Raw genomic sequence first — 26,343 nt, 5'->3', positions numbered from 1 at the left:
GGCGACCTTCCTACTCGGCAGCGCTCTTGACGTCGGCCGCGGGCGGCACATAGGCCGCCTCCAGTGCGGCGAACTCTTCCGGCAGCATGTCGCACATCACCTGTACATGCGGAATGATATTGGCGCCAACGATGAAGCCGAAATCGAGCTGGTCCCGATAGCTCTGCACGGTGATGTTGAGCGCCTGCCCATGCGTCGCGATCGACACCGGGAAGATGTGCAGCAGCTCGGCCCCTGCGGCATAGAGCGTCTGCCGCGGTCCCGGCACGTTGGACACCGTGATGTTGGCGGCCGGCGGCAGCACGTCCGACAGATTGGAGCGGCTGTAGAGCAGCGCCAGGATCTGCACCATGATCGGCGCGCCCAGCATCGAGATATTGGAGACCTGCGGCATCAGTGCCCGCAGCGGATGCGACATCTCCTTGGACTTGGTCGATTGCGCGATGATCGCTTCGAGCCGCGCCTTTGGATCGGCGATGTTGGTCGCGATCGAGCAGATCATGCCGAACACCTGGTTGTTGGCCTCGGTGTTGCCCTCCTCGCGCAGCGAGATCGGCACGGCAGCCGTGAGGGATTTCGCCGGCAGCGTGCCATATTGCTGCAGATAGCGGCGGACCACGCCTGAGGCGAGCGCCAGCACCACGTCGTTGAGCTTGCCGCCGGCCTGCTTGGCTAGCGCCTTCGCCCGTGAAAGTGAAATCGATACGCCGGCGAAGCTGCGCTCCGACGAGATGGTCTTGTTGAGCATGGTCGGCGGCGACACCATGCTGGCAAGGCTCTCGCGCGACTTCGGGTCGGCGACCTTGCCGAGCACGTCGGAGACGCTCTTGAGCACGGTCGGGATGTTACCGGCAAAGCGAACCGCGCTCTCGATCTGGTACATCGCGTTGTCGAACAGGATCGAGCCGATGTCGCTCTTGCCGGTGCGCGGCAATTGCAGGTTCTTCGCGGCCGCCGACGCATCGAGCGGCTGGCTGAAGAGCTGCTGATAGGAATCGAGCAGGTTGGCGGCGATGTCGCGCGGCTCCTGTCCGGGCTTGGCTCCTGCCGTCGGAGGATCGACCTTCCGCGGAATCGGCGAGATGTCGTAGATCATGTTGGTCAGGGCCGCACCGGCGCCGCCGTCGATGGCGGCATGATGCATCTTGGAATAAAGCCCGACCTCGTTGTCCTTCATACCCTCGAACACGTAGAACTCCCAGAGCGGACGGGCCCGGTTCAGGAGCTTGGCATGCATCCAGCCGACAATGCGTTCGAGCGTGGCGCGGTCGCGTGGCTGCGGCAGGCTGGCGCGGAAAATGTGGCGGTCGATGTCGAACTGGTCGTCCTCGACCCAGGAGGGATGATCGATGTCGAGCGGCGCCTTCTCCAGCCGCGCCTTCAGGATCGGCGCGATGTGCAGGCGCGAGACGATCATCGCCTTGAAGTCTTCGAAGAAGTCGCCCTTGTAATCGTCGGGCAGGCGAAAGATCGCCATGCTGCCGACATGCATCGGCATTTCCGGCGTTTCCAGATAGAGAAACGACGCGTCCAGCGACGACAGCTTCTTCCCGTCAGCCATAGTTCCCTCCCGCAGGATTTCGACGGGCGCCTTGGTCGGCGCTTCTCGTCAGGCCGATACTGCCTGTTCCGGCGGGGCATATGCAATGGCAAACGGCCCGGCCCGGTCAAATGGCCAGAATTCTCCCTCCGGTTGCGCCAAGCGGTCCGCCACGGCCCATAGCGCCGCGGGGTTGACCCCGAGCCCGATATGGCTCGCCAGGTGCACCTCGATGTTTTCGGCACGGTCGGAAGGACGCAGCAGACAGGTCCGCCAGTTCACGACACCGTCGGCGCGCGAATAGATCGAGCTCGTGGGCACCGGCAGATCGCCGGCGATCGCCTCGCGCTGTTCGGCAAAATCCTCGACCCGCTCGCCGGACAGCGCCTCGTACAGCCGCGTGGCGTTGGTCGCCCGCACGTCGTTGGCAAAAGGGCTACCGAGCGTGACGACATAGCGGACCATTTCCGGCGCCTGAAGTGCGAGATCACGGGCATAGACGCCGCCGAGGCTCCATCCGACCAGGCTGACCTTGCGTCCGGACGCGGCATGGATTTCGCCCAGACGAACGCGCAAGGCGTCCCGCATCCGTCCGAGCCCGCCGAGATTGCGGCCCATCCGCCAGGCATGTGCCTCGTAACCGAGCTCGCTGAGATAGCGCCGCATCGGCGCCATCGAGAGATCGCTGGCGAGGAAGCCCGGCAGCGCCAGCACCGGATGGCCGTCGCCCCTTGGTGCGCGCATCAGCAGCGGTGACAGCAGCAGGCTCGCATTGAGTTCGAACAGGCCCCGCGCCTCGGCAAGCAGCAGTCCGACACCCGGCGGACGAAGCCGGCCTGGATCCAGCGTCCCGTCCGGCCCTGACGACACTATTTCTTCTTGTCGCTACTGCGCGTGCCGCCGAGGCCGGCCATCGCGACGAACATGTCCTGAAACCGCTCGGCGAGCTTGGGATCGTATGTAAACCAGCTCTGAACCAACGATTCGGGCGAGACCTTGTCGATGTTGCTCAAGACCTGCTGCTGTAGCTTGTCCATCACCGCCGTCTGCATCGGCGACACGTCGGGCAATCCAAAGAATTGGCGGGCCTCGAGGGGGGTGCAGTCGATTTCGATGTTAACTTTCATATCCCCTCCTGATGAGATTCGAGCGGCCTGCCGCCAGTATCGCCGCGAGTTGTGGTGCGACGCAAGCGACCTGAGGGGAAGCTGCGGCGACCGGCTTTCGCAATCGACGGGAATGGTCAATCAAATTGTCCGGCGCGACCGCAGCGGACGGCTGAAACGAAGAGGGCCGCCAGGGCCCATCTCCATCGTTCCGGAGGACTTCACAGGTCGAAAGTCGGATGTCGTTTGCGCGCCAGCCTCCCCTAGATTGCCGGGCAGCATTGCTGCACAGCGGTGCAACTTGGCGCGTTCCTTGCTGGAATGGCGCTTGCACGGGTCGTGAACTCTGGGCAACATGGATCGATCGGCCCCGCCGAACAATCAAAAATGACGGTCGGGGCGAGTGGAGAGGGTCAAGAATGTCAGTCGGACGAAGTCTGTTTGCGGCGACGCTCGCCGGTGCGCTTGCGTTGGCGGTCTCGCCGGCGTCGAGCCAGACGCTGCGCTATGCCAACCAGGGTGAGCTCAAGTCGCTCGATCCCTACACGCTGAACGAGTCGACCACCAGCGCGCATCTCGGTCATGTCTATGAGGGCCTGGTCGCCCGCGGCAAGGACCTGAAGATCGTCCCGGCGCTCGCCGAAAGCTGGGAGACGCCGGAACCGACACGCTGGCGTTTTCACCTGCGCAAGGGCGTGAAATTCCACAATGGCGACCCCTTCACCGCTGACGACGTGGTGTTCTCGGCCGAGCGCGTACGAGCAAAAGGCTCGAATTTCCAGAGCCGCGTTCCCGCCGATGCCAAGGTCGTCAAGGTCGACGATTACACCGTCGATTTCATCCTGACCTCGCCCAATCCGATCCTGACGGCGCTGTGGGCGACCTGGTACATCATGGACAAGAAATGGGCAGAGGCGAACGATGCGGTGGCACCGACGCCAGCGGCCGCCACGACTCCGAGCTATGCGTCGCTCCATGAAAACGGCACCGGTCCGTTCGTCATCGAAAGCCATCAGCCGGGCGTGAAGACCGTCTTCAAGGTCAACCCGAACTGGTGGCGCAAGCCGGAACATAATCTGAAGGAGATCATCTTTACGCCGATCGCCAACCCCGCCACCCGTGTTGCGGCGCTGTTGTCGGGCGAAGTCGACGTGATCGAGCCGGTACCGGTGCAGGACATCGAGCGCGTCAAAGCGAGCCCCAACGCCACGGTGCTGACGGGACCTGAGCTCCGCACCATCTTCGTCGGCATGGATCAGGCGCGCGACGAGCTCCTGTATTCCAACGTCAAGGGCAAGAACCCGTTCAAGGACGTTCGCGTCCGTGAAGCCGTCTACCGGGCGATCGATGTCGACCTGATCAAGAACCGCGTCATGCGCGGGCTGTCCACGCCGTCCGCATTGATGGTCGCACCGGAGATCTATCCGTCGAAGGGCTTCACCCGGCCGAAATTCGATCCCGACGCCGCCAAGAAGCTCCTTGCCGACGCCGGCTATGCCGACGGTTTCGAGGTGACGATGGACTGCCCGAACGATCGCTACGTCAATGACGCCGCGATCTGTCAGGCCATCGTCGGCATGCTCGCCCGCATCAACATCAAGGTGGATCTGCTGGCGCAGCCCAAGGCCCAATATTTCGCCAAGGTGCTCAAGCCCGGCGGCTACAAGACCTCGCTGTTCATGCTGGGCTGGACCCCGGATACGCTCGATTCCCAGAACGTGCTGCACGACATCATGGGTTGCCGGGACGATCCCAAGGATCCCAACCGCGGCGAAGCCAATCTCGCCGGCTATTGCAACAAGCAGTTCGACGAGCTCGCCGACAAGGTTCTCGTGGAATCCGACACGGCCAAGCGCGATCTCCTGATCAAGCAGGCCTTCGAGCTCTCGATGAAGGACTGGGCCTATATCCCGCTGCACCAGCAGGCGCTCGCCTGGGGCGTGTCGAAGAAGGTGAAGCTGACCCAGCGTGCGGACAACATGGTCATGCTCTACTGGGCGACCAAGCAGGACGAGTAGGTGTCGACAAGTTGTGAAGTCCCGGAAGCCTTGGCTTCCGGGACTTGCCGTTTCGGGTTAACGCAATGATGCGTGCTGCTGAAGAGATGTGAAAGGAACAGATGCTCGCTTTCACACTGCGCCGGGCCATCCAGGCCATCGGTGTCATGATCGCCGTCGGGATCATCGCGTTCTCGATGTTCCGATTTGCCGGCGATCCCGTAAACCAGATGGTCGGGATGGACACGTCGGGCGCTGAACGCGCCGCGATCCGCAAATCGCTCGGCCTCGACGACCCCGTTCTCGTGCAGTTTGGCCGCTATATCGGCAACGCCGCGCAGTTCAAATTCGGCGTGTCCTACCAGTTCCGCCTCCCCGTCAACAATCTGCTGATGGAGCGGATGCCCGCGACGCTGGAGCTCGCGATCTGCGCCACCATCTTCGCGATGGTCAGCGGCATCCTGATGGGCGTCTATTCGGCGCTGCGCCGTGACAGCTGGCTCGCGCACATATTTCAAGCCGTCTCGCTGATCGGCATCTCGCTGCCGACCTTCCTGATCGGCATTCTCATGATCTACCTGTTTTCGGTGACGCTCGGCTGGTTGCCTTCGTTCGGGCGGGGCGACGTCGTGCATATTGGCTGGTGGACGACTGGCCTTCTGACGTTATCGGGCTTGAAAGCGTTGATCATGCCCGCGATCACACTTGGCCTGTTCCAGATGACGCTGATCATGCGCCTCGTGCGCGCGGAGATGCTGGAAGTGATGCGGACTGACTACATCCGCTTCGCCCGTGCGCGCGGACTGACCACGCGGGCGATCCATTTCGGTCACGCGCTGCGCAACACGCTGGTTCCTGTCATCACCGTGGCAGGCCTGCAATTTGGCTCGGTCATTGCCTTCGCAATCATCACCGAGACCGTGTTCCAGTGGCCGGGCATGGGGCTCCTGTTCGTGCAGGCCGTTCAGAACGTCGATATCCCGATCATGGCGGCCTACCTGATGATGGTCTCCCTGATCTTCGTCACCATCAATCTCGTGGTTGATATCCTCTACACCATCGTCGATCCGCGGCTGCGCTCGACGGTCAGCCGGGCGCACTGACATGAGTGAGGCCGTCGTTCCGCATAGTGTCGAGAAGCGCGCCGCGGCCGCACCTGGCTGGTTCAGGCGCGCGCTCGACAGCGACCTGTTCTATTCGTTCCGCCGCTCCAAGATCACCATGATCGCTGCGGGGGTAACGCTTCTGTTCTTCCTGCTCGCGATCTTCGCCTCGGTGCTGTCGGTGCAGAATCCATTCGATCCGGCGCAGCTTCAGTTGATGAATTCTCGCATCTCGCCGCTCTGGACCGCCGACGGTCAGAGCCCGTTCCTGCTCGGCACCGACGAGCAGGGCCGTGACGTGCTGTCCGCGATCCTCTACGGCCTGCGCATTTCGCTGCTCGTCGGCGTCCTCGGCGTGGTCTTGTCTGGCGTACTCGGCATCCTGCTCGGGCTGACGGCGGGTTATTTCGGCGGCGCAGTGGATGGATTGATCATGCGCATCGCCGACGTGCAGCTTTCTTTCCCGGCCATCCTGATTGCACTCTTGATCAACGGCATCGCTAAATCGGTCTTTGGCAACAAGCTCGACGAGATGAGCATGTTGGCGGTTCTGGTCTTCGCGATCGGCCTGAGTTTTTGGGTGCAGTACGCGCGCACTGTGCGTGGCTCGGTCCTGGTCGAGAAGAACAAGGATTATGTCGCAGCAGCGCAATTGATCGGCCTGCCCGCCCCCGTGATCATGCTGCGCCACGTGTTGCCGAACACCACGGGACCGATCCTCGTGATCGCTACCATCAATCTCGCGCTCGCCATCATCACCGAGGCAACGCTGTCGTTCCTCGGCTCGGGCATGCCCGAAACCATGCCGTCGCTCGGCACGCTGATCCGCATCGGCAACGGCTATCTGTTCGCAGGCGAATGGTGGATCGTCGCCTTTCCAGGGCTCGCGCTCGCGGCGCTGATTCTGTCGATCAATCTGCTCGGCGACTGGCTGCGCGACGCGCTCAATCCAAAACTTCGATGAGTATGCCTCGCCCATGACCGAACCCGTTCTCTCCGTGCGCAACCTCCAGGTCGAGTTCGCCTCCCGCCGTGGCACGCTGCGCGCCATCGACGGCATCTCCTTCGACATCGCCAAGGGCGAGGTGCTCGGCGTGGTCGGCGAATCCGGCGCCGGCAAGTCCGTCACCGGCCTCTCGGTGATCGGCCTGATCGATCCGCCCGGCCGCATCGCCGGCGGCGAGATTCATCTCGCGGGCCTGCGCATCGACAATCTGCCGCCGGAGGAGATGCGCCGCATCCGGGGCAAGCGCATCGGTATGATCTTCCAGGATCCCCTCACCTCGCTCAATCCGCTCTACCGGGTCGGCGACCAGATCGTGGAGACGATCCGGACCCACCTCAATCTCTCCGAACAAGCGGCGCGCCGCCGCGCCATCGATCTCTTGGCCGAAGTCGGCATTCCCGCGCCGGAAAAGCGCATCGACGGCTATCCCCACGAATTCTCCGGCGGCATGCGCCAGCGCGTGGTGATTGCGCTGGCGATCTGCGCCGAGCCGGAACTGATCATCGCAGACGAGCCGACCACCGCGCTCGATGTCTCCGTGCAGGCGCAGATCATCTCCCTGATCAAACGGCTCGGGCGCGACCACGGCACCGCCGTGATGCTGGTGACCCACGACATGGGCGTGATCGCGGAGACGTCGGACCGGGTCGCGGTGATGTATGCCGGCCGCATCGCCGAGATCGGTCCGGTGCAGGATGTCGTGAAGAATCCGCTGCACCCCTACGCCAGGGGGCTGATGGGCGCGATCCCGACGCTGGCCGGAGACGACAAGCGTCTCGTGCAGATTCCTGGCTCCATGCCGCGCCTGTCGGCGATTCCGCCGGGTTGCTCGTTCAATCCGCGCTGTGCCTTCGCCTTCGACCGCTGTCGCGTTGAGCGGCCGGAGCCGCTCCCACGTGGCGCGCAGTCGGTTGCCTGCCACCTCTATGACAATGTGCCGGCGGAGAGCGCGGCATGAGTGCTCCCTTCGTCCAGGCCACCAATCTACGCCGCGTCTTCGACGTCTCGAAGCCATGGCTCAACCGCGTGCTCGAAGGCGGGCATCTCGAATATCTGAAGGCGGTCGATCACGTTAGCTTCGAGATCAGGAAGGGCGAGACGTTCGCCCTGGTCGGCGAATCCGGTTCCGGCAAGACCACGGTGGCGCGCATGGTCGTCGGCCTGTTGCCGCCGAGTTCTGGCGATGTGCTGATCGACGGCGTGTCGATGACCGATCCGCGACAGGCGTCGGCGCGGCGGAAGCTACGCCGCCGCATCCAGATGATCTTCCAGGACCCCTATGCCAGCCTGAACCCTCGCTTCCGGGTCGACGCCATCATCTCCGAGCCGATCCGCGCCTTCGACCTGATCCAGGGCGAGCGCGACATCCAGGCTCGCGTCGGCGAGCTGCTCAGCCTCGTCGGCCTGCACCCCGACGACAGGCTGAAATTTCCGCACGAGTTCTCCGGCGGCCAGCGTCAGCGCATCGCGATCGCGCGCGCGCTCGCATCGGACGCCGAGTTCATCGTCTGCGACGAGCCGACCTCGGCCCTCGACGTCTCCGTGCAGGCCCAGATCCTGAATCTGATGCGCGATCTCCAGGACAAGTTCGGCCTGACCTACATGTTCATCAGCCACAACCTCGCCGTGGTCCGCCACATGGCGAGCCGGGTCGGCGTGATGTATCTCGGCCGCATCGTCGAGCTCGCGGAAGGACGCGAGCTGTTCGCCCGTCCGCGCATGCCCTACACCAAGATGCTGCTGGGTGCCGTGCCAGATCTCGCCATGAGCGGCCGCCAGCGCGTTCCGGTGAAAGGCGAGATCCCGAACCCGATCCATCCCCCCTCCGGCTGCGCCTTCAACCCGCGCTGTCCGCTGGCGTTCGATCTCTGTCGCAAGGACACGCCGGAACTGATCGACGGCGTCGCCTGCCACGCGGTCAACACCGCGCCAGTCCCGGCGTGACGCGCGCGTGCCATGCAGCCTGCGCATTTGGCGGCGGCGTGGCCCTGTGATCAATTGCGCGCGTCGCAAATGAGGTAGCCCATGACCAGCAAAATCAATCCCGATCCGTTCACGACGAGGCCGGAGATCGAAGGCACCTTCGGGGTCGTCGCCACCACGCATTGGATTGCGACCGCCGTTGGCATGGGCATCCTGGAGAAGGGCGGCAACGCCTTCGACGCCGGTGTCGCCACCGCCTTCACGCTCCAGGTGGTCGAGCCGCATCTGAACGGCCCCGGCGGCGACGTGCCTGTCATCGTCCATGACGTCAAGCGCGGGCGCACCGAAGTGATCTGCGGTCAAGGCCCGGCACCGGCACGCGCCACCATCGCGCACTACAAGAGCGAAGGCCTCGACATGGTGCCCGGCACCGGTCTGCTCGCCGCCTGCGTTCCCGGGACATTTGAATCCTGGATGATGCTGCTGCGCGACTACGGCACGATGCGTGTGCGCGATGTGCTGGAGCCCGCGATCTCCTATGCGCGTGACGGCTATCCGCTGGTCGAGCGCGCTTGCGCCACGATCCAGACCGTCGAGCAGCTGTTCCGCAAGCATTGGCCGACCTCGGCCGCCGTCTACCTGCCGAATGGCGAGGTGCCGAGGCCCGGAACGCTGTTCACCAACAAGACGCTGGCTGCGACCTATACCCGCATTCTCAGCGAGGCCGAGAGCGGCGGCGGCGGCCGCGACGCCGAGATCGAGCGCGCGCGAAAAGCCTGGTCGCAAGGTTTCGTTGCGGAAGCCATCGACAAATTCTGCCGCACCCAGGAGGTCATGGACGTTAGCGGCTCGCCGCATCGCGGCGTCCTCTCGGCCGACGACATGGCACGCTGGCAGCCGACGATCGAGGCGCCGCTCACTTACGATTACGGTCGCTACACCGTCTGCAAGGCCGGCGTCTGGAGCCAGGGCCCGGTTACGCTCCAGCAGCTCGCTCTCTTGAAAGGCTTTGCGCTCGACGGGCTCGATCCGACCGGGCCGGAGTTCATCCATCTTCAGATCGAATGCGCCAAGCTTGCATTCGCCGACCGCGAAAAGTTCTACGGCGATCCCAAATTCAACGAGATCCCGATCACGACGTTGCTGTCGGATGCCTATAACGACGAGCGCCGCAAGCTCGTCACCGAAAAGGCCTCGCTCGACTTCCGCCCCGGCTCGGTCGAGGGCTTTGGCGGCGTGGTCAAGCTTCGCCGCGCCGAGGGCCAGCGCGAGGCGGTCGGCGCGCTCGGTGCTGGCGAGCCGACCGTGGGGCGCTTCGGCGAGGTGCGCGGCGACACCGTGCATTTCGACATCATCGACAAGGCCGGCAACATGGTGTCCTCGACGCCGTCGGGCGGCTGGCTGCAATCCTCGCCGATCATTCCCGAGCTCGGCTTCTGTCTCGGCAGCCGCGCACAGATGTTCTGGCTCGAGGAGGACCATCCCGCGGCGCTCGCGCCGGGCAAGCGGCCGCGCACCACGCTGTCGCCGACCATGGCGCTGCGCGATGGCGAGCCGTATCTCGCCTGGGGCTCGCCCGGCGGCGACCAGCAGGACCAGTGGATCACGCAGTTCTTCCTGCGCCACGTCCATTGCAACCTCAATCTCCAGGAGGCGATCGACGCGCCGGCCTGGCACTCCGAACACTTCCCGATCTCGTTCTGGCCGCGCACCGCGCGCCCGGGCGTGCTCGTGGTCGAGAACCGCGTGCCGAAGGCCACGATCGAGAACCTTCGCGAGCGCGGGCACGTCGTCGAGGTCGGTCCCGACTGGTCGGAAGGCCGCCTCACCGCGGCCTCGCGCGTCGGCGTGCGCCGGCGCGCTGCCGCAAATCCCCGCGGCATGCAGGGCTACGCCGTAGGACGCTGATGGGCAGAAAATGACCTGGTCGATCATCGCGCGAGATCCTGCCACCGACCAGTTCGGCATTGCCGTTGCGACGCGTTTCTTCGCCGTGGGCGCGCGTGTCCCGTACATTGCCGCTGGACTCGGGGCAATCGCCACGCAGGCCTTGGTCAATCCCTATTACGGCATCGACGGCGTCAAGCTGCTGCGCGAAGGCCTCAATGCACACGACGTGCTTGCCGCGCTGCTCGCTGCCGACGACGGCCGCGAAAGCCGCCAGATCCACATCATGGACGCGAGCGGCGAGATCGCCGCGCATACCGGGCGCGATTGTATCGACTGGTGCGGACACATCGCGGGCAGCGGCTTCTCCATCGCCGGCAACATGCTTGCGGGTGCCGACGTGCTCGACGAGACCGCAAAAACCTACATCGCCAACGACAGCCTGCCCTTCCCGCGCCGTCTGCTCGCGGCGATGCGCGCCGGCGAAGCCGCCGGCGGTGACAAGCGGGGCAAGCAGTCGGCGGCGCTGCTGATCCATGGCGAGGAGGAATGGCCGGCGTTGGACATTCGCGCTGACGATCATCCCGATCCGCTCGGGGAACTCGAACGACTCGAGCAGGTCAGCCACGAGCTCTGGGTGCACTTCCGCGCCTCCATGCCGACACGGCAGAACCCGGCCGGCAACACCGATCGCAGCGTCATCGACGCCAGCATCAAAGCAGCCCGCGCAAGACAGTCATGAGCGCCAGTCCCCTCATCGAGATCACGGATCTGCGCATTCGCTTCCACGGCGACGATGGCCGTGTCACCCACGCGGTCGATTGCGTCGATCTCAGCGTCGCCAATGGCGCCACGCTCGGCCTCGTCGGCGAATCCGGCTGCGGCAAGAGCGTGACGTCGCTGGCGATCATGGGCCTGCTGCCGAAGCAAAGCGCGGAGATATCGGGCACGATCCGCTTCGAGGGCCTCGACCTGTTGCAGACGCCGGACCAGACGCTACGTGACCTGCGCGGTAACCGTCTGGCGATGATCTTCCAGGAGCCGATGACCTCGCTCAACCCGAGCCTGACCATCGGCGACCAGATCATCGAGACGATCCTGCGCCATCGCGGCGGCTCGCAGCGCAATGCGCGCGAGCGCGCGATCGAGCTCCTGCGCCGCGTCCACATCCCCTCACCCGAGCGTCGGATCAACGAATTCCCGCACAAGCTCTCCGGCGGCATGCGCCAGCGCTTGATGATCGCCATGGCGCTTGCCTGCGATCCGCGCCTCTTGATTGCTGACGAGCCGACCACGGCGCTCGATGTCACCTTGCAGGCCCAGATTCTGGAGCTGATGCGGGAGTTGAAGGCCGCGAGCGGTGCCGCCATCATTCTGATCACGCATGATCTCGGCGTCGTCGCCGAGGTCTGCGACGAGGTCGCGGTAATGTATGCCGGTGAGATCGTCGAGCGCGCGCCGGTGGACGAATTGTTCTCGGCACCGCAGCATCCTTACACCGTTGGCCTGCTCGGCTCGATCCCGCGGCTCGACCATCGCGCCGAGCAGCTTGCGACGATCGAAGGCATGGTGCCGAACATGGCGCAGCCGCCCGTCGGCTGCCGCTTCGCCGCACGGTGCCCGTTCGTGCTGGGCGCCTGCACCAAGGCGGCGCCGCCACTGATCGAAGTCAGTCCCGGTCACCTGTCGCGCTGCATCCGCGCGCCGCTCGAACGTCTGGTGTCGTGATGGCACTGCTCGAGGTCCAAGGCCTGGTCAAGCATTTCGTCGCCGAACGCTCGCTGTTCGGCCGCGCTCGGGCGCATGTCAAAGCCGTCGATGGCGTCTCCTTCTCGGTCGAAGTCGGCAAGACGCTGGCCCTGGTCGGCGAATCCGGTTGCGGCAAATCCACCGTCAGCCGTCTGGTGCTGCGGCTGATCGAGCCGGATGTGGGCACGGTACGCTTTGACGGCCGTGATCTTCTCTCCCTCGACGCCAATGCACTCCGCGCCTTCCGCCGCGAAGCCCAAATCATCTTCCAGGACCCCTACGCCTCGCTCAATCCGCGCATGACCGTCGGCCAGATCCTGACCGAGCCGCTGGCTCTGCACGATCTCGTACCTCCCGCACAGCGGCGCGAGCGGGTCGCCGAACTGTTGCGGCTGGTCGGGCTGGAGCCGCGGCTGGCGCAGCGCTATCCGCATGAATTCTCCGGCGGTCAGCGCCAGCGCATTGCCATCGCCCGTGCGCTCGCGGTCGAGCCGAAGCTGATCATCTGCGACGAGCCGGTCTCGGCGCTGGACGTCTCGATCCGCTCGCAGATCCTTAATCTGCTGCGCGAGCTCCAGGACCGGCTCGGCCTCGCCTACATCTTCGTCTCGCATGACCTCGCGGTGGTCAAGCACATCGCCAACCAGGTGGCGGTGATGAATCTCGGCCAGATCGTCGAGACCGCGGAGGCCGACGCGCTCTTCGCAGCACCGCGCCATCCCTATAGCCGGGCGCTGTTGTCCGCGATCCCCCTGCCACAGCCGAAAGCGAAGCGAACGGCGGTCCTATTGACGGGCGAGATCCCGAGCGCGCTCAATCCGCCGGCCGGCTGCCGCTTCCATACGCGCTGCCCCTTCGTTATCGAGCGCTGTCGCACCGAGGCGCCGGAGCTCGTGGCCGACCGCGCGGGCCACGCCGCCGCCTGTCACCGCGTAGGCGAGCTGCCGTCTGCCGACGCCATCCTGCCGGCGGCCGGCGGGTTTTCGCCAGCACTTGCAAAATTGGTCGCGGCCTTCAGCCAAAAGACGGAAGGCACAGTCGTCTCCGGGGTTGGTATACAAGACACCGCGCCCACAACGACGTAGCCGAAGCAATAGGGATTGTCCGATGAAGATGTTTCGCCTGGCCGCAACGGCCACCGCCTTCCTGCTGTCGGTCGTAACAGCGCAAGCCCAAACCACACTGCGCATCGGTCTTGCCGAGGACCCCGACATCCTCGATCCATCGATGGCACGCACCTATGTCGGCCGCATCGTGTTCTCCGCGTTCTGCGATAAGCTGTTCGACATCGACGAGAAGCTCAACATCGTGCCCCAGCTCGCGCTGTCCAGCGAAACGGCCGATGATGGCAAAGCGCTCGTCATCAAGCTCCGCCCTGGCGTGAAATTCCACGACGGCGAGCCGTTCGATGCCGAGGCCGCCAAGTTCTCGCTGGAGCGCCACCTGACCTTCCCGGGTTCCTTCCGCAAGCCAGAGCTGGCCTCGGTCGACCACATCGACGTCGTCGATCCCCTCACCATCAAGCTGGTGCTGAAGTCGCCGTTCTCGCCGCTGCTCGCCCAGCTCACCGATCGTGCCGGCATGATGATGTCGCCGAAGGCGGCGAAGGAAGCCGGTGACAAGTTCGGCCTGCGTCCGGTCTGTGCGGGCCCCTACAAATTCGTCGAGCGCGTGCAGCAGGACCGCATCGTGTTCGAGAAGTTCGCCGACTATTGGAACAAGAACAACGTCTTCATCGACCGCATCGTGTTCCAGCCGATCGTCGATGCCACGGTGCGGCTCGCGAACCTGAAGTCCGGCGGACTCGACCTGATCGAGCGCGTGCTCGCCACCGACCTCAAGGAGGTTCGCGCGGATTCGCGGCTGAAGGTCGCGACCGCCATCGAGCTGGGCTATCAGGGTGTCACCCTCAACATCGGCAAGGACAAGGCCAAGGGACCGCTCAGCCAATCCGCCAAGGTGCGACAGGCGCTCGATCTCGCCATCGACCGCGAGGCGATCAACCAGGTCGTGTTCAACGGCGAGTTTCAGGTTGGCAATCAATGGGTCAATCCTGATCATCCCTATTATCAGAAATCCCTTCCGGTCCGTCCCCGCAATGTCGAGAAAGCCAAGGCGCTGCTGAAGGAAGCCGGCGTGACGCCGCCAGTCAGCGTCGATTTCCTGGTGCCGAAGGGCGCCGAGACGGAGACGCCGGCGCAGGTGATCCAGTCGATGGCGGCCGAGGCCGGCTTCGACATGAAGATCCGCCTCACCGAATTCGCGACCGGACTGAAGCAGGCCGAGGCCGGCGACTACCAGGCTTACATGCTCGCCTGGAGCGGCCGCGTCGATCCCGACGGCAACACCTACGTCTTCCTGCACAGCGGCGCGCCGCAGAACTACGGCGCGTGGAACAATGCACAGGCCGACAAGGCGCTGGAGGATGCGCGAGCGGTGACCGATCCCGCCAAGCGCAAGGCCAGTTACGAAGCTCTGGCGAAACTGGTCCAGGAGGAAGAGCCCCTCCTTTACATCTATCATCGCCGCATCATCATCGCGCACACGACCAAGCTCGAAGGTTACAGGCAGATGCCCGACGGCCTCGTGCGCGTGGTCGGTCTCAAGCTGAAGTGACGCCGAAGGGATGCTGAACTTCCTCGCCCGCCGCCTTGTGCAGATCGTGCCGACGCTGTTCTTCGTGTCGGTGCTGATCTTCTCGCTGCAACAATTGCTGCCGGGCGATCCCGCGCTGGTGATGGCGGGCGAAGAGCGCGATCCTGCGGTGATCGAGCAGATCCGGCATCAGTACCGGCTCGATCAACCGGTTCCCGTGCAGTATGCCTACTGGATCAAGGGCGTCCTGTCGGGCGACTTTGGCGAGTCGCTGCGCAACAAGATGCCAGTGCGCGAGCTGATCGCGCAGAAGCTGCCGGTGACGCTGCAGCTCGGCTCGATGGCGATCCTGATCGCGTTCTGCATCGGCATTCCCGCCGGCATCGTCGCGGCCGTGAAGAAAGGCACCGCCTGGGACTACGGCGCCAATTTCTTCGCACTGTGGGGCATCTCCACGCCGAATTTCTGGCTCGGCATCATGTTGATCTTCCTGTTCTCGATCGAGCTCGGCTGGCTGCCGGCCTCGGGCTATGTGCCGCTCACCGAAAACTGGCGCGCGAGCCTTTCGGCCACCATCATGCCGGCCTTCGTGCTGGGCAACGCGATTGCGGCGATCCTGATGCGGCATACGCGCAGTGCCATGCTGCAGGTGCTGGAGAGCGACTATGTCCGCACAGCGCGCGCCAAGGGACTGTCGGAACGATCGGTCATTCTCAACCACGCGATGCGTAACGCACTGACGCCTATCATCACGCTCGGCGCGCTCGAGCTCGGCACACTCTTGTCGGGTGCGGTGCTGACCGAACAAATCTTCTCCATCCCCGGCTTCGGCAAGCTGATCGTGGATGCCGTGTTCAACCGCGACTATGCGGTCGTGCAGGGCGTGGTACTGGTGACGGCCACGGTCTACATCACGCTGAATCTTATTGCGGACGTCGCTTATATCCTCGTCAATCCGCGGCTACGGGGCTAGTGCCATGACCGACACAGCGCTGGCCAGTTCCGTCACGCAAGCTCACGAGCCGGACAGCCCCGCACGCCGCGCGCGGCGGCGTCTGTTCAAGCGCAAGGCCGCTGTATTTGGCCTCATCGTGATCATCGCGTTCATTCTTCTTGCGGCGCTTGCACCGATCGTCGTTCCCTATGATCCCGTCGCGACGAGCTGGAGCCTGGTGCGGAAGCCGCCGACCGCCGCGCACTGGTTTGGCACCGACGAGCTCGGCCGCGACATCCTGAGCCGCGTGGTTTACGGTGCGCGCGCATCGCTGCTCGCCGGCTTGATCTCGGTCGCCATCGCACTCGGCATTGGCCTGCCGCTGGGTCTGCTCGCCGGCTATCGCGGCGGCTTCACCGATGCGCTGATCAGTCGGATCACCGACGCGATGCTCGCCTGCCCGTTCCTGATCCTGGCGATTGCGCTGGCGGCATTCCTCGGCCCGAGCCTCGGCAATGCCATGATCGCGATCGGCATCTCGGCAACCCCGATCTTCATCCGCCTGACCCGCGGCCAGGTGCTCAGCGTCAAGGCCGAGGACTATGTCGAGGCCGCGCGGGCACTCGGCAATCCACCGTGGCGGATCGCGTTCTCACACATTCTGCCGAATATCCTGCCGGCGCTGTTGGTGCAGGCGACACTGTCGATCGCGGCGGCCATCATCGCCGAAGCGGCGTTGTCCTTCCTCGGCCTCGGCCAGCAGCCGCCGGCACCGTCATGGGGCAGCATGCTCAATGCCGCACAGCGCTTCCTGACCCAGGCGCCCTGGATGGCGATCTGGCCGGGGCTTGCGATCTTCCTGGTGGTGCTGTCGCTGAACCTGCTCGGCGACGGCCTGCGCGACGCACTCGACCCGCGCCAGCGCTAGCTGTCCCTCATGGTGAGGAGCGCGTTCTTACGCGCGTCTCGAACCATGAAGGCCCGACTGTCACCTGTAGCCATCCTTCGAGACGCGGCCTGACGGCCGCTCCTCAGGATGAGGATCTCAAATCACCACCTCCCGCATCACGCGGCGGCAATCCATCTCATATTCGAGATCGACCACGGGAGGCCGGGCAAAATGCCAGGTCAGGCCGGAGCGCAGCGCGCCGCGACGGACCAGCTCGTCGACCAGCGCGTGGTGGAAGTCGTGCACCGAATAAGCCTGCACGCCGGTGGTGTCCTTCCAGCCGAAGCCGAAGGCCCCCATCCGGTTTTCCATCTGCGACGTGGTCGTGAAGCGCACCTTCTCCCGCAGCCCTTCCGGACTGAGATCGCGGTAGCGCACGGTGCGCTCGACATAGGTGCCGCTGCCCTCACGTGCCTCGGCGCCACCGGCGATCACGAAGCTCGGCGCTGTCGAGCGGGTTGGGCGCGTGAAGGAGAACGCGTAGAATGACGGCTCGGAGGGCGGATCGATCTCGGGGCAGACATTGCTGCGTGCCACCGGATTGGTGGTGCCGTCGAAGATGCCCCATTCCGACAGCGTCTTCACATAGTGCAGGTTGAACGCCCGAAAGCCTTCCTCGCTGAAAGCCGCCGGCGAGCGCAATTCGCAGGCACAGAATGCCGTCAGCGGCCGCCCGGCCTGCTGGATGAACTTCGCCGCCAGCGCAAATCCTTCCGCAAGCGGCACCAGGCGGTCGAACCGGACGCGCTCGATCTCGTAGCCGTCATCTGCGGCGGCACCCGCCGAGTACTGGAACACGGACGGAATGAAACGATAATTGCCGGCAGAGAACTCACGAATCATGACGGACTCCTATTCCAGTTGCATGCGAATGCCCTTGGCGCCGTTGAGCAGGCGTCTTAGGTGAAAGCCGGCCAGGGGATCGTCGGCGTGCATGCCGACCAGCGCAGCAAAGGCCGGCATAGCGGCGGCATCGCCGGCCTCCATCTTGGCGAAAGCCTCCGAATATAGCGCCGTCTCAGGCGCTTCGAATTTAGCCTGCGGCAGCGGTTCGAACGCGCGCAGCGGCTCGCTGCGTCCGCGCAGCATCAGCTCGCCTATGGGGCGGCCTTGGAAGTTTTCAGCCGACTTGGCGACGCTGGCGCTGACGCAAATGCGCGTTCCCAGATGCTTGTTGGCAGCCTCCAGCCGCGCCGCGATATTGATGGTGTCGCCGTAGGCGGTGTAGTCGAAGAAGCGATTGCCGCCGAAATTGCCAACCAGCGCCGGGCCCGCATGCACGCCAATCCGCGTGGTCCCGAAATTCACGCCTCTCGCCCTCCAACGCGCCGAGAAGTCCTCCGCCCAGGCGTCGAGATCATGGGCGCAGGCGACCGCACGCGTCGCATAATCCGGCTGGTCCCCCGGCGCGTTGAAGAGCACCTGGATCGCATCGCCGATGATTTTCGTGACCGTCCCCTCATGCGCGAAGACGATCTCGGTCATGCCGCCGACATATTCATTGAGGAGCTCGCCGAGCATCTGGGGCGCCGCGCTCTCCACCAGCGACGTGAAGCCGGTGATGTCGGTGAAGATGGTCGCGACCTCGCGCCACTGCACGTCCATGCCGTCGCCGGCGACATCCGCCGCCAGGCGCCTGGCGATCTCGGGCGAGAAGAAGCGCGACAGCGACGCATGGGCGCGCTCGGCCTCCATCTGGCGCCGCCGCACCTCGCGCAGCATCTCGACGTGGCGAATGGTTTTATCGATCGTGGCTTCCAAATCGGCGAAATCGATCGGCTTGGTCAGGAAGTCGAATGCGCCGCGATTCATGGCTGTGCGGATGTTGCTCATGTCGCCATAGGCGGAGACGATGATGGTCGACTTCTTGTCCTCGGCCTCCTGGAGCTTCGCGAGCAGCGAAAGTCCGTCCATCCTGGGCATGTTGATGTCGGAGACCACCATGTCGACATGCGGATTCCGCTCGAGCGATTGCAGCGCCTCGAGGCCATCGCGCGCGAACATGATATCGATGCGCCCCTCCCGGATCTGCCTGCGGAATTTTTGCAGGATCAGCGCCTCGAGGTCCGGCTCGTCATCGACGAAGAGGATGGTCGCAGTCATGCGGCTTGCTCGAGCCTCGTGTCGATCTCCTGCCGCAGCAGCGCAAAGTCGATCGGCTTGGTCAGGAGCCCGACGGCGCCGCGCTCGATGGCCTTGCGGCGCGTTTCGGCGTCGCCATAGGCAGTGATCATGATGACGGGAACGTCCGGATGCGCGGCACGCACCTTCGGCAGCATGTCGAGCCCGCTCATGCCGGGCATGTTGATGTCCGAGAGAATCAGGATCAGCGAGGGATCGCGAACCTCGGCGGCGCGCTTGAGTGCATCGGGCGCAGAGGACGCAAATTCCATCTGGAAGCGTCCCGCGCGCAGCTCGCGCCGGAACTGCTGCCGGAACAGCGCCTCGACGTCGGGCTCGTCATCGACGACCAAGATGTAAACGTTCAAGTCTCGTCTCCAGTAGTTCCGCCTGCCGCCATCTTGCGCGGCAGCGTGATGATGAATTCGGTGAATACACCGGGCTCGGTGTTCACGTCGATCGTGCCGCCGTGCTGTTTCACGACGATGTCATGGCTCATGGAAAGGCCGAGCCCTGTGCCCTCGCCGGCCGGCTTGGTGGTGAAGAATGGATTGAACATCTTCTGCTTCACCTCGGGCGGAATCCCGGTGCCGTTGTCGCGGATCCGGATCTCGACCCTGTCGCCGAGGTTCTTCGTTGCCGCACGCAAGGTCAGCTCGAACGCCTCGCCCGCACTCTCCTTGCGCTTGGCAGTGGCATAGAAGCCGTTGGAGATCAGGTTGAGCAAGACGCGCGTGATCTCCTGCGGATAGATATCGACCATGCCGGCGGCCGGATCGAGCTCGCGCTGCAGCGTGACGTTGAAGGCCGGCCTTTCGGCGCGCGCGCCGTGGTAGGCCAGATTGAGGCTCTCCTCCACGACTGCATTGATATCCACCGCGCGATGCTCGCCGGAGCCCTCGCGCGAATGCAGCAGCATGTTCCTGACGATGGAGTCGGCACGCTTGCCGTGCTGCACCACCTTCTCGAGATTGGCCCTGAGCATGCCGGTCAGCTCGTCGACCTCCTCCTTCGTCTTGCCATCGAGCGCGGCCGACTGCAGGGTCTCCTTGAGCTCGTCGATCAGCTCGGTCGACACCGCGGAGAAGTTGTTGACGAAATTGAGCGGGTTCTTGATCTCGTGGGCGATGCCCGCCGTGAGCTGGCCGAGGGAGGCGAGCTTCTCGGTCTGGATCAGGCGATCCTGGGCGGCGCGCAGGTCGTCGAGCGACTGCGACAACTCTCTGGTACGCTCCTGGACCTCCTCGAACAATCGGACATTCTCGATCGCGATAAGGGCCTGGTCTGCGAAGGTCGTAGCGAGTTCGATCTGCTTCGCGCTAAACGGCCGTACCTCGTGCCTTGTCAGAACGAACACCCCGATCGGTGCCCCCTCTCGAAGCAGGGGCACACCCAGCATCGTACGCACGTTGGCGCGCCTTCGGGCGGACGAGGGCGCATATTCCGGATCGGCCTGCACATCCGGGACATGAACCGTCTTGCCATCGAGCAGCGTGCGGCCGACTACACTTCCCCGTTCAGGCACGGAGGCGAATGTCCGAAGCTTGTTTTCCTGTTCCGCGTCGAGTCCGCAGCTTGCCGCCAAATAGAAAACGCCATCGTTGGGCCGGAAAATCGTTCCCTCATCCGCGTCACACAAGCGAGCTGCCGAGCCAACAAGCGTGTTCAGCACGGCTTGCAGGTCGAACGCCGAACGGCTGATGACTTTCAATACGTCGGCGGTCGCAGTCTGCTGCTGCAGGGACTCGCTCAATTCCGCTGTGCGCCGTTCGACCTTGTTCTCGAGGTCGGCATAGGATTCCTGCAGGCGCACGCCCATCTCGTTGAACTGGTTGGCGAGGCCTTCGAGCTCGTCGCCGGTCTTGATCGAGATGCGCTGGGAGAAATCGCCGCCGCCGATCCGCTCGGCGCCGCTGCGCAGCGCCTGGATCGGCCCGACCATGCGGCGCGCGAGAAAGATCCCCGCAAGCACCGCGAAAATCGAAGCCGCCAGCAGCACGATCGCGAGCCGCTGCAACGAGGCATAAAGCGCAGCATAGGCCTCCTCGACAGGAAGCTCTACGAACATGGTCCAGCCCAGCGGCGCGATCGGGGCCGATGCGGTCAACACCGTTTGCCCCTGGATATTGCGCGCTTCGGGCAGCGCGTCGGAGGTGGGGCCACTGCCGGCCTGCGCGGCGCGCACTTGCGCAAGACCCGACATGTCGGTGTTGCGTAGGACCAGGCTGATATCGGGATGCGCGATCAGGCGCCCCTCGGGGCCAACCACATAGGCATGCCCGTGCTCGCCGACCTTGATTTGCGACACGACGTCCCAGATCAGCTTGAGATTGACCTCGGCGATGCTGACGCCGGCATCTTTGCGCGCGCCGCCCAGCGCCAGCGTCATGTAGGGCTCGGACTCCCGGCGGAAATAGACCGGCCCGTAATAGATCTTGTGTGCGAGCGCCTCGGTGAATTTCGGATCGCTCGACAGGTCGATCCCGCTGTCGACAGAGTTCATCGCCAGCCGCGAGACGCGCAACCGCTCCTTGCCGGTCGAATCCACCTGGGCGAGCTCGGTGACGGCAGGCACTTGGCGGAGCAGCCGCAGCGCGTCGAAGCGGCGCTGCTCGATCGAGCCCCCCGACCAGGGCAGTTGCGTGGTCCAGCCGAGCTGGCTCTCGATCTCCTTGACGAACTGGCCGATCTTGGCCGCGGCTGCCTCGGCCTGCTCGTGCTGGACCCGGATCAGCGAGGCCTTGTGCTCACGATAATAGAAGAAGACCTCGAACAGGCCGTTGGCGAGCAGCGCGACGGCGACCACTGCCACGAACAGCGCGACATATTTGGTGAACAGCCGGGTTCTGATCCCGCGGCCCGCCGCTTCGCCGGACGCGCCCTCCCCCGGCGCCGCGCTCGGCAGCGGCCTGGCTTGCGGGGTGTCGGGATGGAGGGAAAGGCTCATCCCTCGGAACCTAGCAAGAAGACCGGACCTTGTCTCTCGCAAGCGCGGGAACGGACTCTTGCTGGAGCCGAGAACGAAAAAGGGCGGCAACCCATTGCCGCCCTCTGGATTCGCTCGGATGGGCCTCAGGTCGGCCGCAGGGCCTTGTCGGAGCCGAGGTCGAGATCGGCCACCTGCTTGTTCCGCTCCGAATCGGCCGCCGCGCGATGGTCGGTCGCCAGCACCACATAGACCGCCGGCAGCACGAACAGCGTGAACAGCGTGCCGATCGACATGCCGGCGACGACGACCAGACCGATTGAGAAGCGGCTGGCCGCGCCCGCGCCGGTCGCGGTCAGGAGCGGGATCAGGCCCGTCACCATCGCGGCCGTGGTCATCAGGATCGGCCGCAGGCGGATGCGGGCCGACATCTCGATGGCCGAGCGGCGGTCGAGCCGCTCGTTGACCTGGAGCTCGTTGGCGAACTCCACCATCAGGATGCCGTGCTTGGTGATCAGGCCGACCAGGGTGAGCAGGCCGACCTGGGTGTAGATGTTCATCGTCGCCGCGCCGAAGAACAGCGGGATCAGCGCACCGACGATCGCCATCGGCACCGAGATCATGATGACCAGCGGGTCACGCAGACTCTCGAACTGCGCGGCCAGCACCAGGAAGATGATGATCAGCGCAAAGCCGAAGGTGATGGCGAGCTGGTTGCCTTCCTGCACGTATTGCCGGGAGTCGGCCAGATAGTCGTGACTGAAGCCTTGCGGCAGCTTTTTGGCCTCGCCTTCGAGGAAGTCGACCGCCGCACCAACGGTCACGCCGGGCATGGGCACGGCCGAGAACGTCGCCGAGTTCAACTGATTATAATGCGTCAGCGAATTTGGGTCGGTCTTGGTCTCGATCGACACCACCGTCGACAGCGGGAGCTGCTGACCGGTGTTGGTCGTCACATAGTAGCCGCCGAGCGATTCCGGCGACAGACGCTTGCCGCGTGGCACCTGCGGGATCACCTGGTAGGAGCGGCCCTCGAGGTTGAAGCGGTTGATGTAGTTGCCGCCAAGCAGCACCGCGAGCGTAGAGCCGAGGTTCTGCATGTTGACGCCGAGATCCTGCGCCTTGGTGCGGTCGATCGTGACCTTCACGTTCGGCTGGTTGTAGGCGAGGTCGCTGTCGGAGACGATGAACATGCCGCTCTTGCGCGCGGCGTCCTTCAGCTTCTCCATCTGCTCATAGACCGTCTGGAAGCCGGCGGTGGAATTGATCACCATCTGGATCGGCAGACCGCCCGGCCCGCCCGGCAGCGGCGGCAGGTTGAAGGCGAAGGCCTGCACGCCCTCGATCTTTGAGAGCTCGGCCTGCACCAGCGGCTTCAGCTGGATCGACGAACGCTTGCGCTCGTCCCAGGGCTTCAAGAGCATGCCGGCGATGCCGCCCTGCGGGCCGTTGATGCCGTTCAGCACGAAACGCAGATCGGTCTCGGGGAATTTCTGGAATTCCTTGTCGAGCTTCTCGCCATAGAAATCGACATAGTCGATGTTGGCGTATTTCGGCGCCTTGGTCACCGCAAACACGATGCCCTGGTCTTCCTCCGGCGCCAGCTCCTTCGAGGTGTGCATGTAGAGGAAGCCGACCAGCCCGAGGATCGTCACCGCGAACAGGCCGGTGATGGCCTTGTAGTCCAGCGAGCGATCGAGCTTGCGCCCGTACCATCTCGTGATTGCACCGAACACCCGGTTCACGAGCTTGGCGAAGCGGCCCTCTTCGGTGTTCTTGAGCAGCACCGAGCACATCATCGGCGACAACGTCAGCGCGATCACGCCCGACACGATCACCGAGCCCGCCAGGGTGAACGCGAATTCGCGGAACAGCGAACCGGTGAGACCGCCAAGGAAGCCGATCGGCGCGTACACGGCGGCGAGCGTGATGGTCATCGAGATGACCGGCCCGACAATTTCGCGCGCGCCCTGCAGCGACGCCTGGACCGGCGTCTTGCCCTCCTCCAGATGGCGGTGGATGTTCTCCACCACGACGATGGCGTCGTCGACCACAAGGCCGATCGCGAGCACCATCGCGAGCAGGGTCAGGAGGTTGAAGCTGAAGCCCAACGCCAGCATCAGGGTGCAGACGCCGATCATCGACAGCGGGATGGTGACGACGGGAATGATGACCGAGCGGAGCGAGGCGAGGAACAGGAAGATGACCACGATCACGATGATCACGGCTTCGCCCAGCGTCTTCTCCACCTCGTCGATTGAGGATTGGATGAACTTGGTCGAGTCGTAGGCGACCTTCATCTTCATCGACGGGGGCAAATTGCGTTCGAGCTCAGGGAACAGCGCGCGCACGCCCTTGACCAGCGTCAGCGGGTTGCCCTGCGGCGTTGCCTGCACGCCGATGAAGATCGCGTGCTCGCCGTTGAAGGCAACGCTCGCATCGGTGCTTTGGGCCGCAAGTTCGACGGTGGCGATGTCCTCCATCCGCACGAAGCCGCCGTCCTTGGCCTTGACGATCATCTTCTTGAACTGGTTGACGTCGGTCAGGCCCGTATTCGTCGAGACGTTCGAGACGATGAGATAGCCCTTGGCCTGGCCCGCCGCAGACTGGAAGTTGTTGGCAGTGATCGCGGCGGCGACGTCGGCCGGTGACACATTGCGGCCGGCCATCTTCACGGGATCAAGCCACAGCCGCATCGCGAAGGTCTGACCACCAAGAATGTCGGCCGAGGCCACGCCGTCGACGGTCGACAGCACCGGCTGCACCACGCGCGTCAGATAATCCGAGATCGCCGAGCCCGATAGCTCCTCGGACGAGAAGCCGAGATACATCACGGCCGTGGTCTGGCCCGTGGTCTTGGTGACGATCGGGTCGTTGGATTCCTTCGGGATCAGGTATTTGACCGAGTTCGTCTTGGCCAGCACCTCGGTGAGCGCCTGGTTCGGATCGAAGTTCAGCTTGATGTAGACCTGGATCGTCGAGGTGCCGAGCACCGAGGACGAGGTGATGTAGTCGACGCCCTCGGCGGAAGCGACCGCCTGCTCGATCGGCGTCGTGATGAAGCCCTGGATCAGGTCCGCGGATGCGCCGGGATAGACGGTCGTGATGTTGATGACCGTGTTCGATAGCTTGGGATATTGCCGGATCGGCAGCACCATCGCCGCGCGCAAGCCGATCAGCAGGATCAGCAGGCTAACAACGACCGACAGGACCGGTCGCTTGATGAAAATGTCGGTAAAGGCCATCGGCGATCTCGATTTCTATGTCTCAAGAGGCGTGATCCGGCCGAGCCGGATCACGTGAATGTATTTGTCAGTAGCGCGGCGGCTGCGCCGGGATTGCCGGGGCCGGATCGGTCGAGATCGACACCGCCGCGCCCGATTGCAGCTTGAGCTGGCCCACGGCGACGACCTTGTCGCCCGGCTTCAGGCCCTTGACGATCTCGACGCGACCTTCGACCCGGTTGCCGGTCTGCACGAAGGTGCGCACCGCGGAGAGGCTGGTCTTGCCGTCCGCTTCCTTCTTCTCGGTGATCACGAACACCGAGTCGCCGTACAGCGTGTAGTCGACCGCCGTCTCCGGCACGGTGATCACGGCCGGCTTGTCTGGCAACACCACCGTGGTGGTCACGAACATGCCCGGCTTCAGGATCCTCTCCGGATTGGCAATCGTCGCCTGCACGCGGATGTTGCGGGTGTCGGTCGAGATTTGCGGCTCGATCGTGGTGATCTTGCCCTCGAAGGTGCGGCCCGGATAGGCGTCGACCTTCAACCGCACGACCTGTCCAACCTTGAGGCTGCCGGAATCCTTTTCCGTCACCGTGAAGTTGGCCCAAAGCTCCGACAGATCGGTCAGCGACACGATGGCGGTGCCGGCCGTCAGATACTGGCCGACCTCGACCTTGCGCATGCCGAGATCGCCGGAGAACGGCGCGCGCACCAGCTTCTGCGAGATCAGCGCCTCGGTCTTGGCGATGCCCGCCTGCGCCTGGTCGTAGGCGGCCTGCGCCTGGTCGACGGTCGCCTGCGGACCGAACTGACGCGAGGCCAGCTGCTTGGCGCGGTCGAGCGACAGCTGGGCGACGGTCGCCTGCGCCTTGTAGTTGGCGAGATCGCCCTGCTCGGGCGTGTCGAACAGCTGCACCAGCGGCGTGCCGGCTTCGACACGCGTACCTGGCTCGAACTTGATCTCGGTGACGCGACCGTTGACATCGGCGGAGACGTCGACCTGGTGCACGGCGGCAAGGCCGCCGACCGCGGTGAGCAGGTTCGGCACCACCTCCGACTTCGCCTCGGCGGCGCTGACGGCGACCGGCGGCGGCTTGTTGTTGGCGAAGAACTGCTTGATCATCTGGCCGCGGAAATAATTGAACCAGACGAGACCACCGACGAGCACGGCCAGAAGCGTGCCGACGATGATGAACCAGCGCACCGGCCTGACCGGACGCTTGGGAGCCTTGTTGTCGATCGGTTGGCCCGAAATCTTGTGTTCGGCTACGATGTTCATG

Annotated in this window: 21 protein-coding genes; 12 read left to right on the top strand and 9 right to left on the bottom strand. The window is 64.3% G+C overall.

Translation table 11 applies throughout. From position 1 onward, the window contains the following. Positions 1-10 precede the first annotated feature (10 nt). The 3 genes from LRP30_RS12265 to LRP30_RS12255 are packed head-to-tail and all read right to left on the bottom strand — an operon-like array spanning position 11 to position 2,667. Positions 11-1,561, bottom strand: a complete 1,551-nt coding sequence (locus tag LRP30_RS12265; RefSeq protein WP_128935112.1) for a wax ester/triacylglycerol synthase family O-acyltransferase — start codon at positions 1,559-1,561, stop codon at positions 11-13. 48 nt (positions 1,562-1,609) lie between these two features. Next, complete coding sequence (locus LRP30_RS12260; protein WP_128935113.1) at positions 1,610-2,410, bottom strand: alpha/beta hydrolase; 801 nt, start codon at positions 2,408-2,410, stop codon at positions 1,610-1,612. After that, entirely contained in the window at positions 2,410-2,667 is a 258-nt protein-coding gene (locus tag LRP30_RS12255; RefSeq protein WP_091891548.1) for a DUF6489 family protein, read from the bottom strand. The genes LRP30_RS12260 and LRP30_RS12255 overlap by 1 nt, the downstream gene beginning before the upstream one ends. 398 nt (positions 2,668-3,065) lie before the next feature. On the opposite strand from LRP30_RS12255, the gene LRP30_RS12250 reads away from it, so the two are divergent. From LRP30_RS12250 to LRP30_RS12195, 12 genes are all read left to right on the top strand, one after another. Further along, positions 3,066-4,664, top strand: coding sequence for an ABC transporter substrate-binding protein (locus LRP30_RS12250; RefSeq protein WP_249760468.1), 1,599 nt, complete (start codon positions 3,066-3,068; stop codon positions 4,662-4,664). A gap of 101 nt (positions 4,665-4,765) precedes the next feature. Beyond that, entirely contained in the window at positions 4,766-5,746 is a 981-nt protein-coding gene (locus LRP30_RS12245; RefSeq protein WP_128935115.1) for an ABC transporter permease, read from the top strand. A gap of 1 nt (position 5,747) precedes the next feature. Continuing rightward, positions 5,748-6,710 (top strand): ABC transporter permease, encoded by a 963-nt coding sequence (locus tag LRP30_RS12240; protein WP_128935116.1) that lies wholly within the window; start codon positions 5,748-5,750, stop codon positions 6,708-6,710. 13 nt (positions 6,711-6,723) lie between these two features. After that, complete coding sequence (locus LRP30_RS12235; RefSeq protein ID WP_249760467.1) at positions 6,724-7,710, top strand: ABC transporter ATP-binding protein; 987 nt, start codon at positions 6,724-6,726, stop codon at positions 7,708-7,710. Next, on the top strand, positions 7,707-8,696 hold the full coding sequence (locus LRP30_RS12230) for an oligopeptide/dipeptide ABC transporter ATP-binding protein (protein WP_249760466.1): 990 nt from the start codon (positions 7,707-7,709) through the stop codon (positions 8,694-8,696). Before LRP30_RS12235 ends, LRP30_RS12230 begins: the two co-directional genes overlap by 4 nt. A gap of 81 nt (positions 8,697-8,777) precedes the next feature. After that, a complete protein-coding gene (locus tag LRP30_RS12225) occupies positions 8,778-10,583 on the top strand; it encodes a gamma-glutamyltransferase family protein (protein ID WP_249760465.1) in 1,806 nt (601 codons plus the stop codon). 10 nt (positions 10,584-10,593) lie between these two features. Further along, positions 10,594-11,304, top strand: coding sequence for a DUF1028 domain-containing protein (locus tag LRP30_RS12220; RefSeq protein WP_128944905.1), 711 nt, complete (start codon positions 10,594-10,596; stop codon positions 11,302-11,304). Then, positions 11,301-12,290, top strand: a complete 990-nt coding sequence (locus LRP30_RS12215; protein ID WP_249760464.1) for an ABC transporter ATP-binding protein — start codon at positions 11,301-11,303, stop codon at positions 12,288-12,290. The genes LRP30_RS12220 and LRP30_RS12215 overlap by 4 nt, the downstream gene beginning before the upstream one ends. Then, positions 12,290-13,396 carry a dipeptide ABC transporter ATP-binding protein gene (locus tag LRP30_RS12210; RefSeq protein WP_249760463.1) on the top strand — a complete coding sequence of 369 codons (1,107 nt, stop codon included), beginning with the start codon at positions 12,290-12,292 and terminating at the stop codon, positions 13,394-13,396. Before LRP30_RS12215 ends, LRP30_RS12210 begins: the two co-directional genes overlap by 1 nt. Before the next feature lie 22 nt (positions 13,397-13,418). Next, positions 13,419-14,927, top strand: a complete 1,509-nt coding sequence (locus tag LRP30_RS12205; protein WP_249760462.1) for an ABC transporter substrate-binding protein — start codon at positions 13,419-13,421, stop codon at positions 14,925-14,927. A 10-nt stretch (positions 14,928-14,937) separates the two neighbouring features. Further along, entirely contained in the window at positions 14,938-15,879 is a 942-nt protein-coding gene (locus LRP30_RS12200) for an ABC transporter permease (protein WP_249760461.1), read from the top strand. A 4-nt stretch (positions 15,880-15,883) separates the two neighbouring features. Next, positions 15,884-16,768, top strand: a complete 885-nt coding sequence (locus LRP30_RS12195; protein WP_249760460.1) for an ABC transporter permease — start codon at positions 15,884-15,886, stop codon at positions 16,766-16,768. A 117-nt stretch (positions 16,769-16,885) separates the two neighbouring features. On the opposite strand, the gene LRP30_RS12190 is transcribed toward LRP30_RS12195, so the two are convergent. From LRP30_RS12190 to LRP30_RS12165, 6 genes are all read right to left on the bottom strand, one after another. Beyond that, complete coding sequence (locus tag LRP30_RS12190; RefSeq protein WP_249760459.1) at positions 16,886-17,632, bottom strand: hypothetical protein; 747 nt, start codon at positions 17,630-17,632, stop codon at positions 16,886-16,888. A 9-nt stretch (positions 17,633-17,641) separates the two neighbouring features. Further along, the gene (locus LRP30_RS12185; RefSeq protein ID WP_249760458.1) at positions 17,642-18,892 is read right to left on the bottom strand and encodes an adenylate/guanylate cyclase domain-containing protein; all 1,251 of its coding nucleotides are present in this window, start codon (positions 18,890-18,892) and stop codon (positions 17,642-17,644) included. Then, positions 18,889-19,278, bottom strand: a complete 390-nt coding sequence (locus LRP30_RS12180; protein ID WP_018315558.1) for a response regulator — start codon at positions 19,276-19,278, stop codon at positions 18,889-18,891. Before LRP30_RS12180 ends, LRP30_RS12185 begins: the two co-directional genes overlap by 4 nt. Further along, positions 19,275-21,857 carry an ATP-binding protein gene (locus tag LRP30_RS12175; protein ID WP_249760457.1) on the bottom strand — a complete coding sequence of 861 codons (2,583 nt, stop codon included), beginning with the start codon at positions 21,855-21,857 and terminating at the stop codon, positions 19,275-19,277. The genes LRP30_RS12180 and LRP30_RS12175 overlap by 4 nt, the downstream gene beginning before the upstream one ends. Positions 21,858-21,982: 125 nt before the next feature. After that, positions 21,983-25,081 carry a MexW/MexI family multidrug efflux RND transporter permease subunit gene (locus LRP30_RS12170; RefSeq protein WP_128935129.1) on the bottom strand — a complete coding sequence of 1,033 codons (3,099 nt, stop codon included), beginning with the start codon at positions 25,079-25,081 and terminating at the stop codon, positions 21,983-21,985. Positions 25,082-25,148: 67 nt separating this feature from the next. Next, entirely contained in the window at positions 25,149-26,342 is a 1,194-nt protein-coding gene (locus LRP30_RS12165) for an efflux RND transporter periplasmic adaptor subunit (protein ID WP_249760456.1), read from the bottom strand. Between the last annotated feature and the right edge of the window lies 1 nt (position 26,343).

The sequence above is a fragment of the Bradyrhizobium sp. C-145 genome (assembly GCF_023375135.1).
Classification (GTDB): Bacteria; Pseudomonadota; Alphaproteobacteria; order Rhizobiales; family Xanthobacteraceae; genus Bradyrhizobium; species Bradyrhizobium zhanjiangense.
This window is presented reverse-complemented; position numbering and strand designations above follow the sequence as displayed.

Coding starts and splice junctions, on each gene's coding strand:
- LRP30_RS12225 (WP_249760465.1), top strand. CDS start 8,778: ATGACCAGCAAAATCAATCCCGATCCGTTCACGACGAGGCCGGAGATC.
- LRP30_RS12240 (WP_128935116.1), top strand. CDS start 5,748: ATGAGTGAGGCCGTCGTTCCGCATAGTGTCGAGAAGCGCGCCGCGGCC.
- LRP30_RS12205 (WP_249760462.1), top strand. CDS start 13,419: ATGAAGATGTTTCGCCTGGCCGCAACGGCCACCGCCTTCCTGCTGTCG.
- LRP30_RS12200 (WP_249760461.1), top strand. CDS start 14,938: ATGCTGAACTTCCTCGCCCGCCGCCTTGTGCAGATCGTGCCGACGCTG.
- LRP30_RS12185 (WP_249760458.1), bottom strand. CDS start 18,892: ATGACTGCGACCATCCTCTTCGTCGATGACGAGCCGGACCTCGAGGCG.
- LRP30_RS12210 (WP_249760463.1), top strand. CDS start 12,290: ATGGCACTGCTCGAGGTCCAAGGCCTGGTCAAGCATTTCGTCGCCGAA.
- LRP30_RS12265 (WP_128935112.1), bottom strand. CDS start 1,561: ATGGCTGACGGGAAGAAGCTGTCGTCGCTGGACGCGTCGTTTCTCTAT.
- LRP30_RS12220 (WP_128944905.1), top strand. CDS start 10,594: ATGACCTGGTCGATCATCGCGCGAGATCCTGCCACCGACCAGTTCGGC.
- LRP30_RS12175 (WP_249760457.1), bottom strand. CDS start 21,857: ATGAGCCTTTCCCTCCATCCCGACACCCCGCAAGCCAGGCCGCTGCCG.
- LRP30_RS12195 (WP_249760460.1), top strand. CDS start 15,884: ATGACCGACACAGCGCTGGCCAGTTCCGTCACGCAAGCTCACGAGCCG.
- LRP30_RS12235 (WP_249760467.1), top strand. CDS start 6,724: ATGACCGAACCCGTTCTCTCCGTGCGCAACCTCCAGGTCGAGTTCGCC.
- LRP30_RS12250 (WP_249760468.1), top strand. CDS start 3,066: ATGTCAGTCGGACGAAGTCTGTTTGCGGCGACGCTCGCCGGTGCGCTT.
- LRP30_RS12165 (WP_249760456.1), bottom strand. CDS start 26,342: ATGAACATCGTAGCCGAACACAAGATTTCGGGCCAACCGATCGACAAC.
- LRP30_RS12170 (WP_128935129.1), bottom strand. CDS start 25,081: ATGGCCTTTACCGACATTTTCATCAAGCGACCGGTCCTGTCGGTCGTT.
- LRP30_RS12255 (WP_091891548.1), bottom strand. CDS start 2,667: ATGAAAGTTAACATCGAAATCGACTGCACCCCCCTCGAGGCCCGCCAA.
- LRP30_RS12215 (WP_249760464.1), top strand. CDS start 11,301: ATGAGCGCCAGTCCCCTCATCGAGATCACGGATCTGCGCATTCGCTTC.
- LRP30_RS12245 (WP_128935115.1), top strand. CDS start 4,766: ATGCTCGCTTTCACACTGCGCCGGGCCATCCAGGCCATCGGTGTCATG.
- LRP30_RS12230 (WP_249760466.1), top strand. CDS start 7,707: ATGAGTGCTCCCTTCGTCCAGGCCACCAATCTACGCCGCGTCTTCGAC.
- LRP30_RS12190 (WP_249760459.1), bottom strand. CDS start 17,632: ATGATTCGTGAGTTCTCTGCCGGCAATTATCGTTTCATTCCGTCCGTG.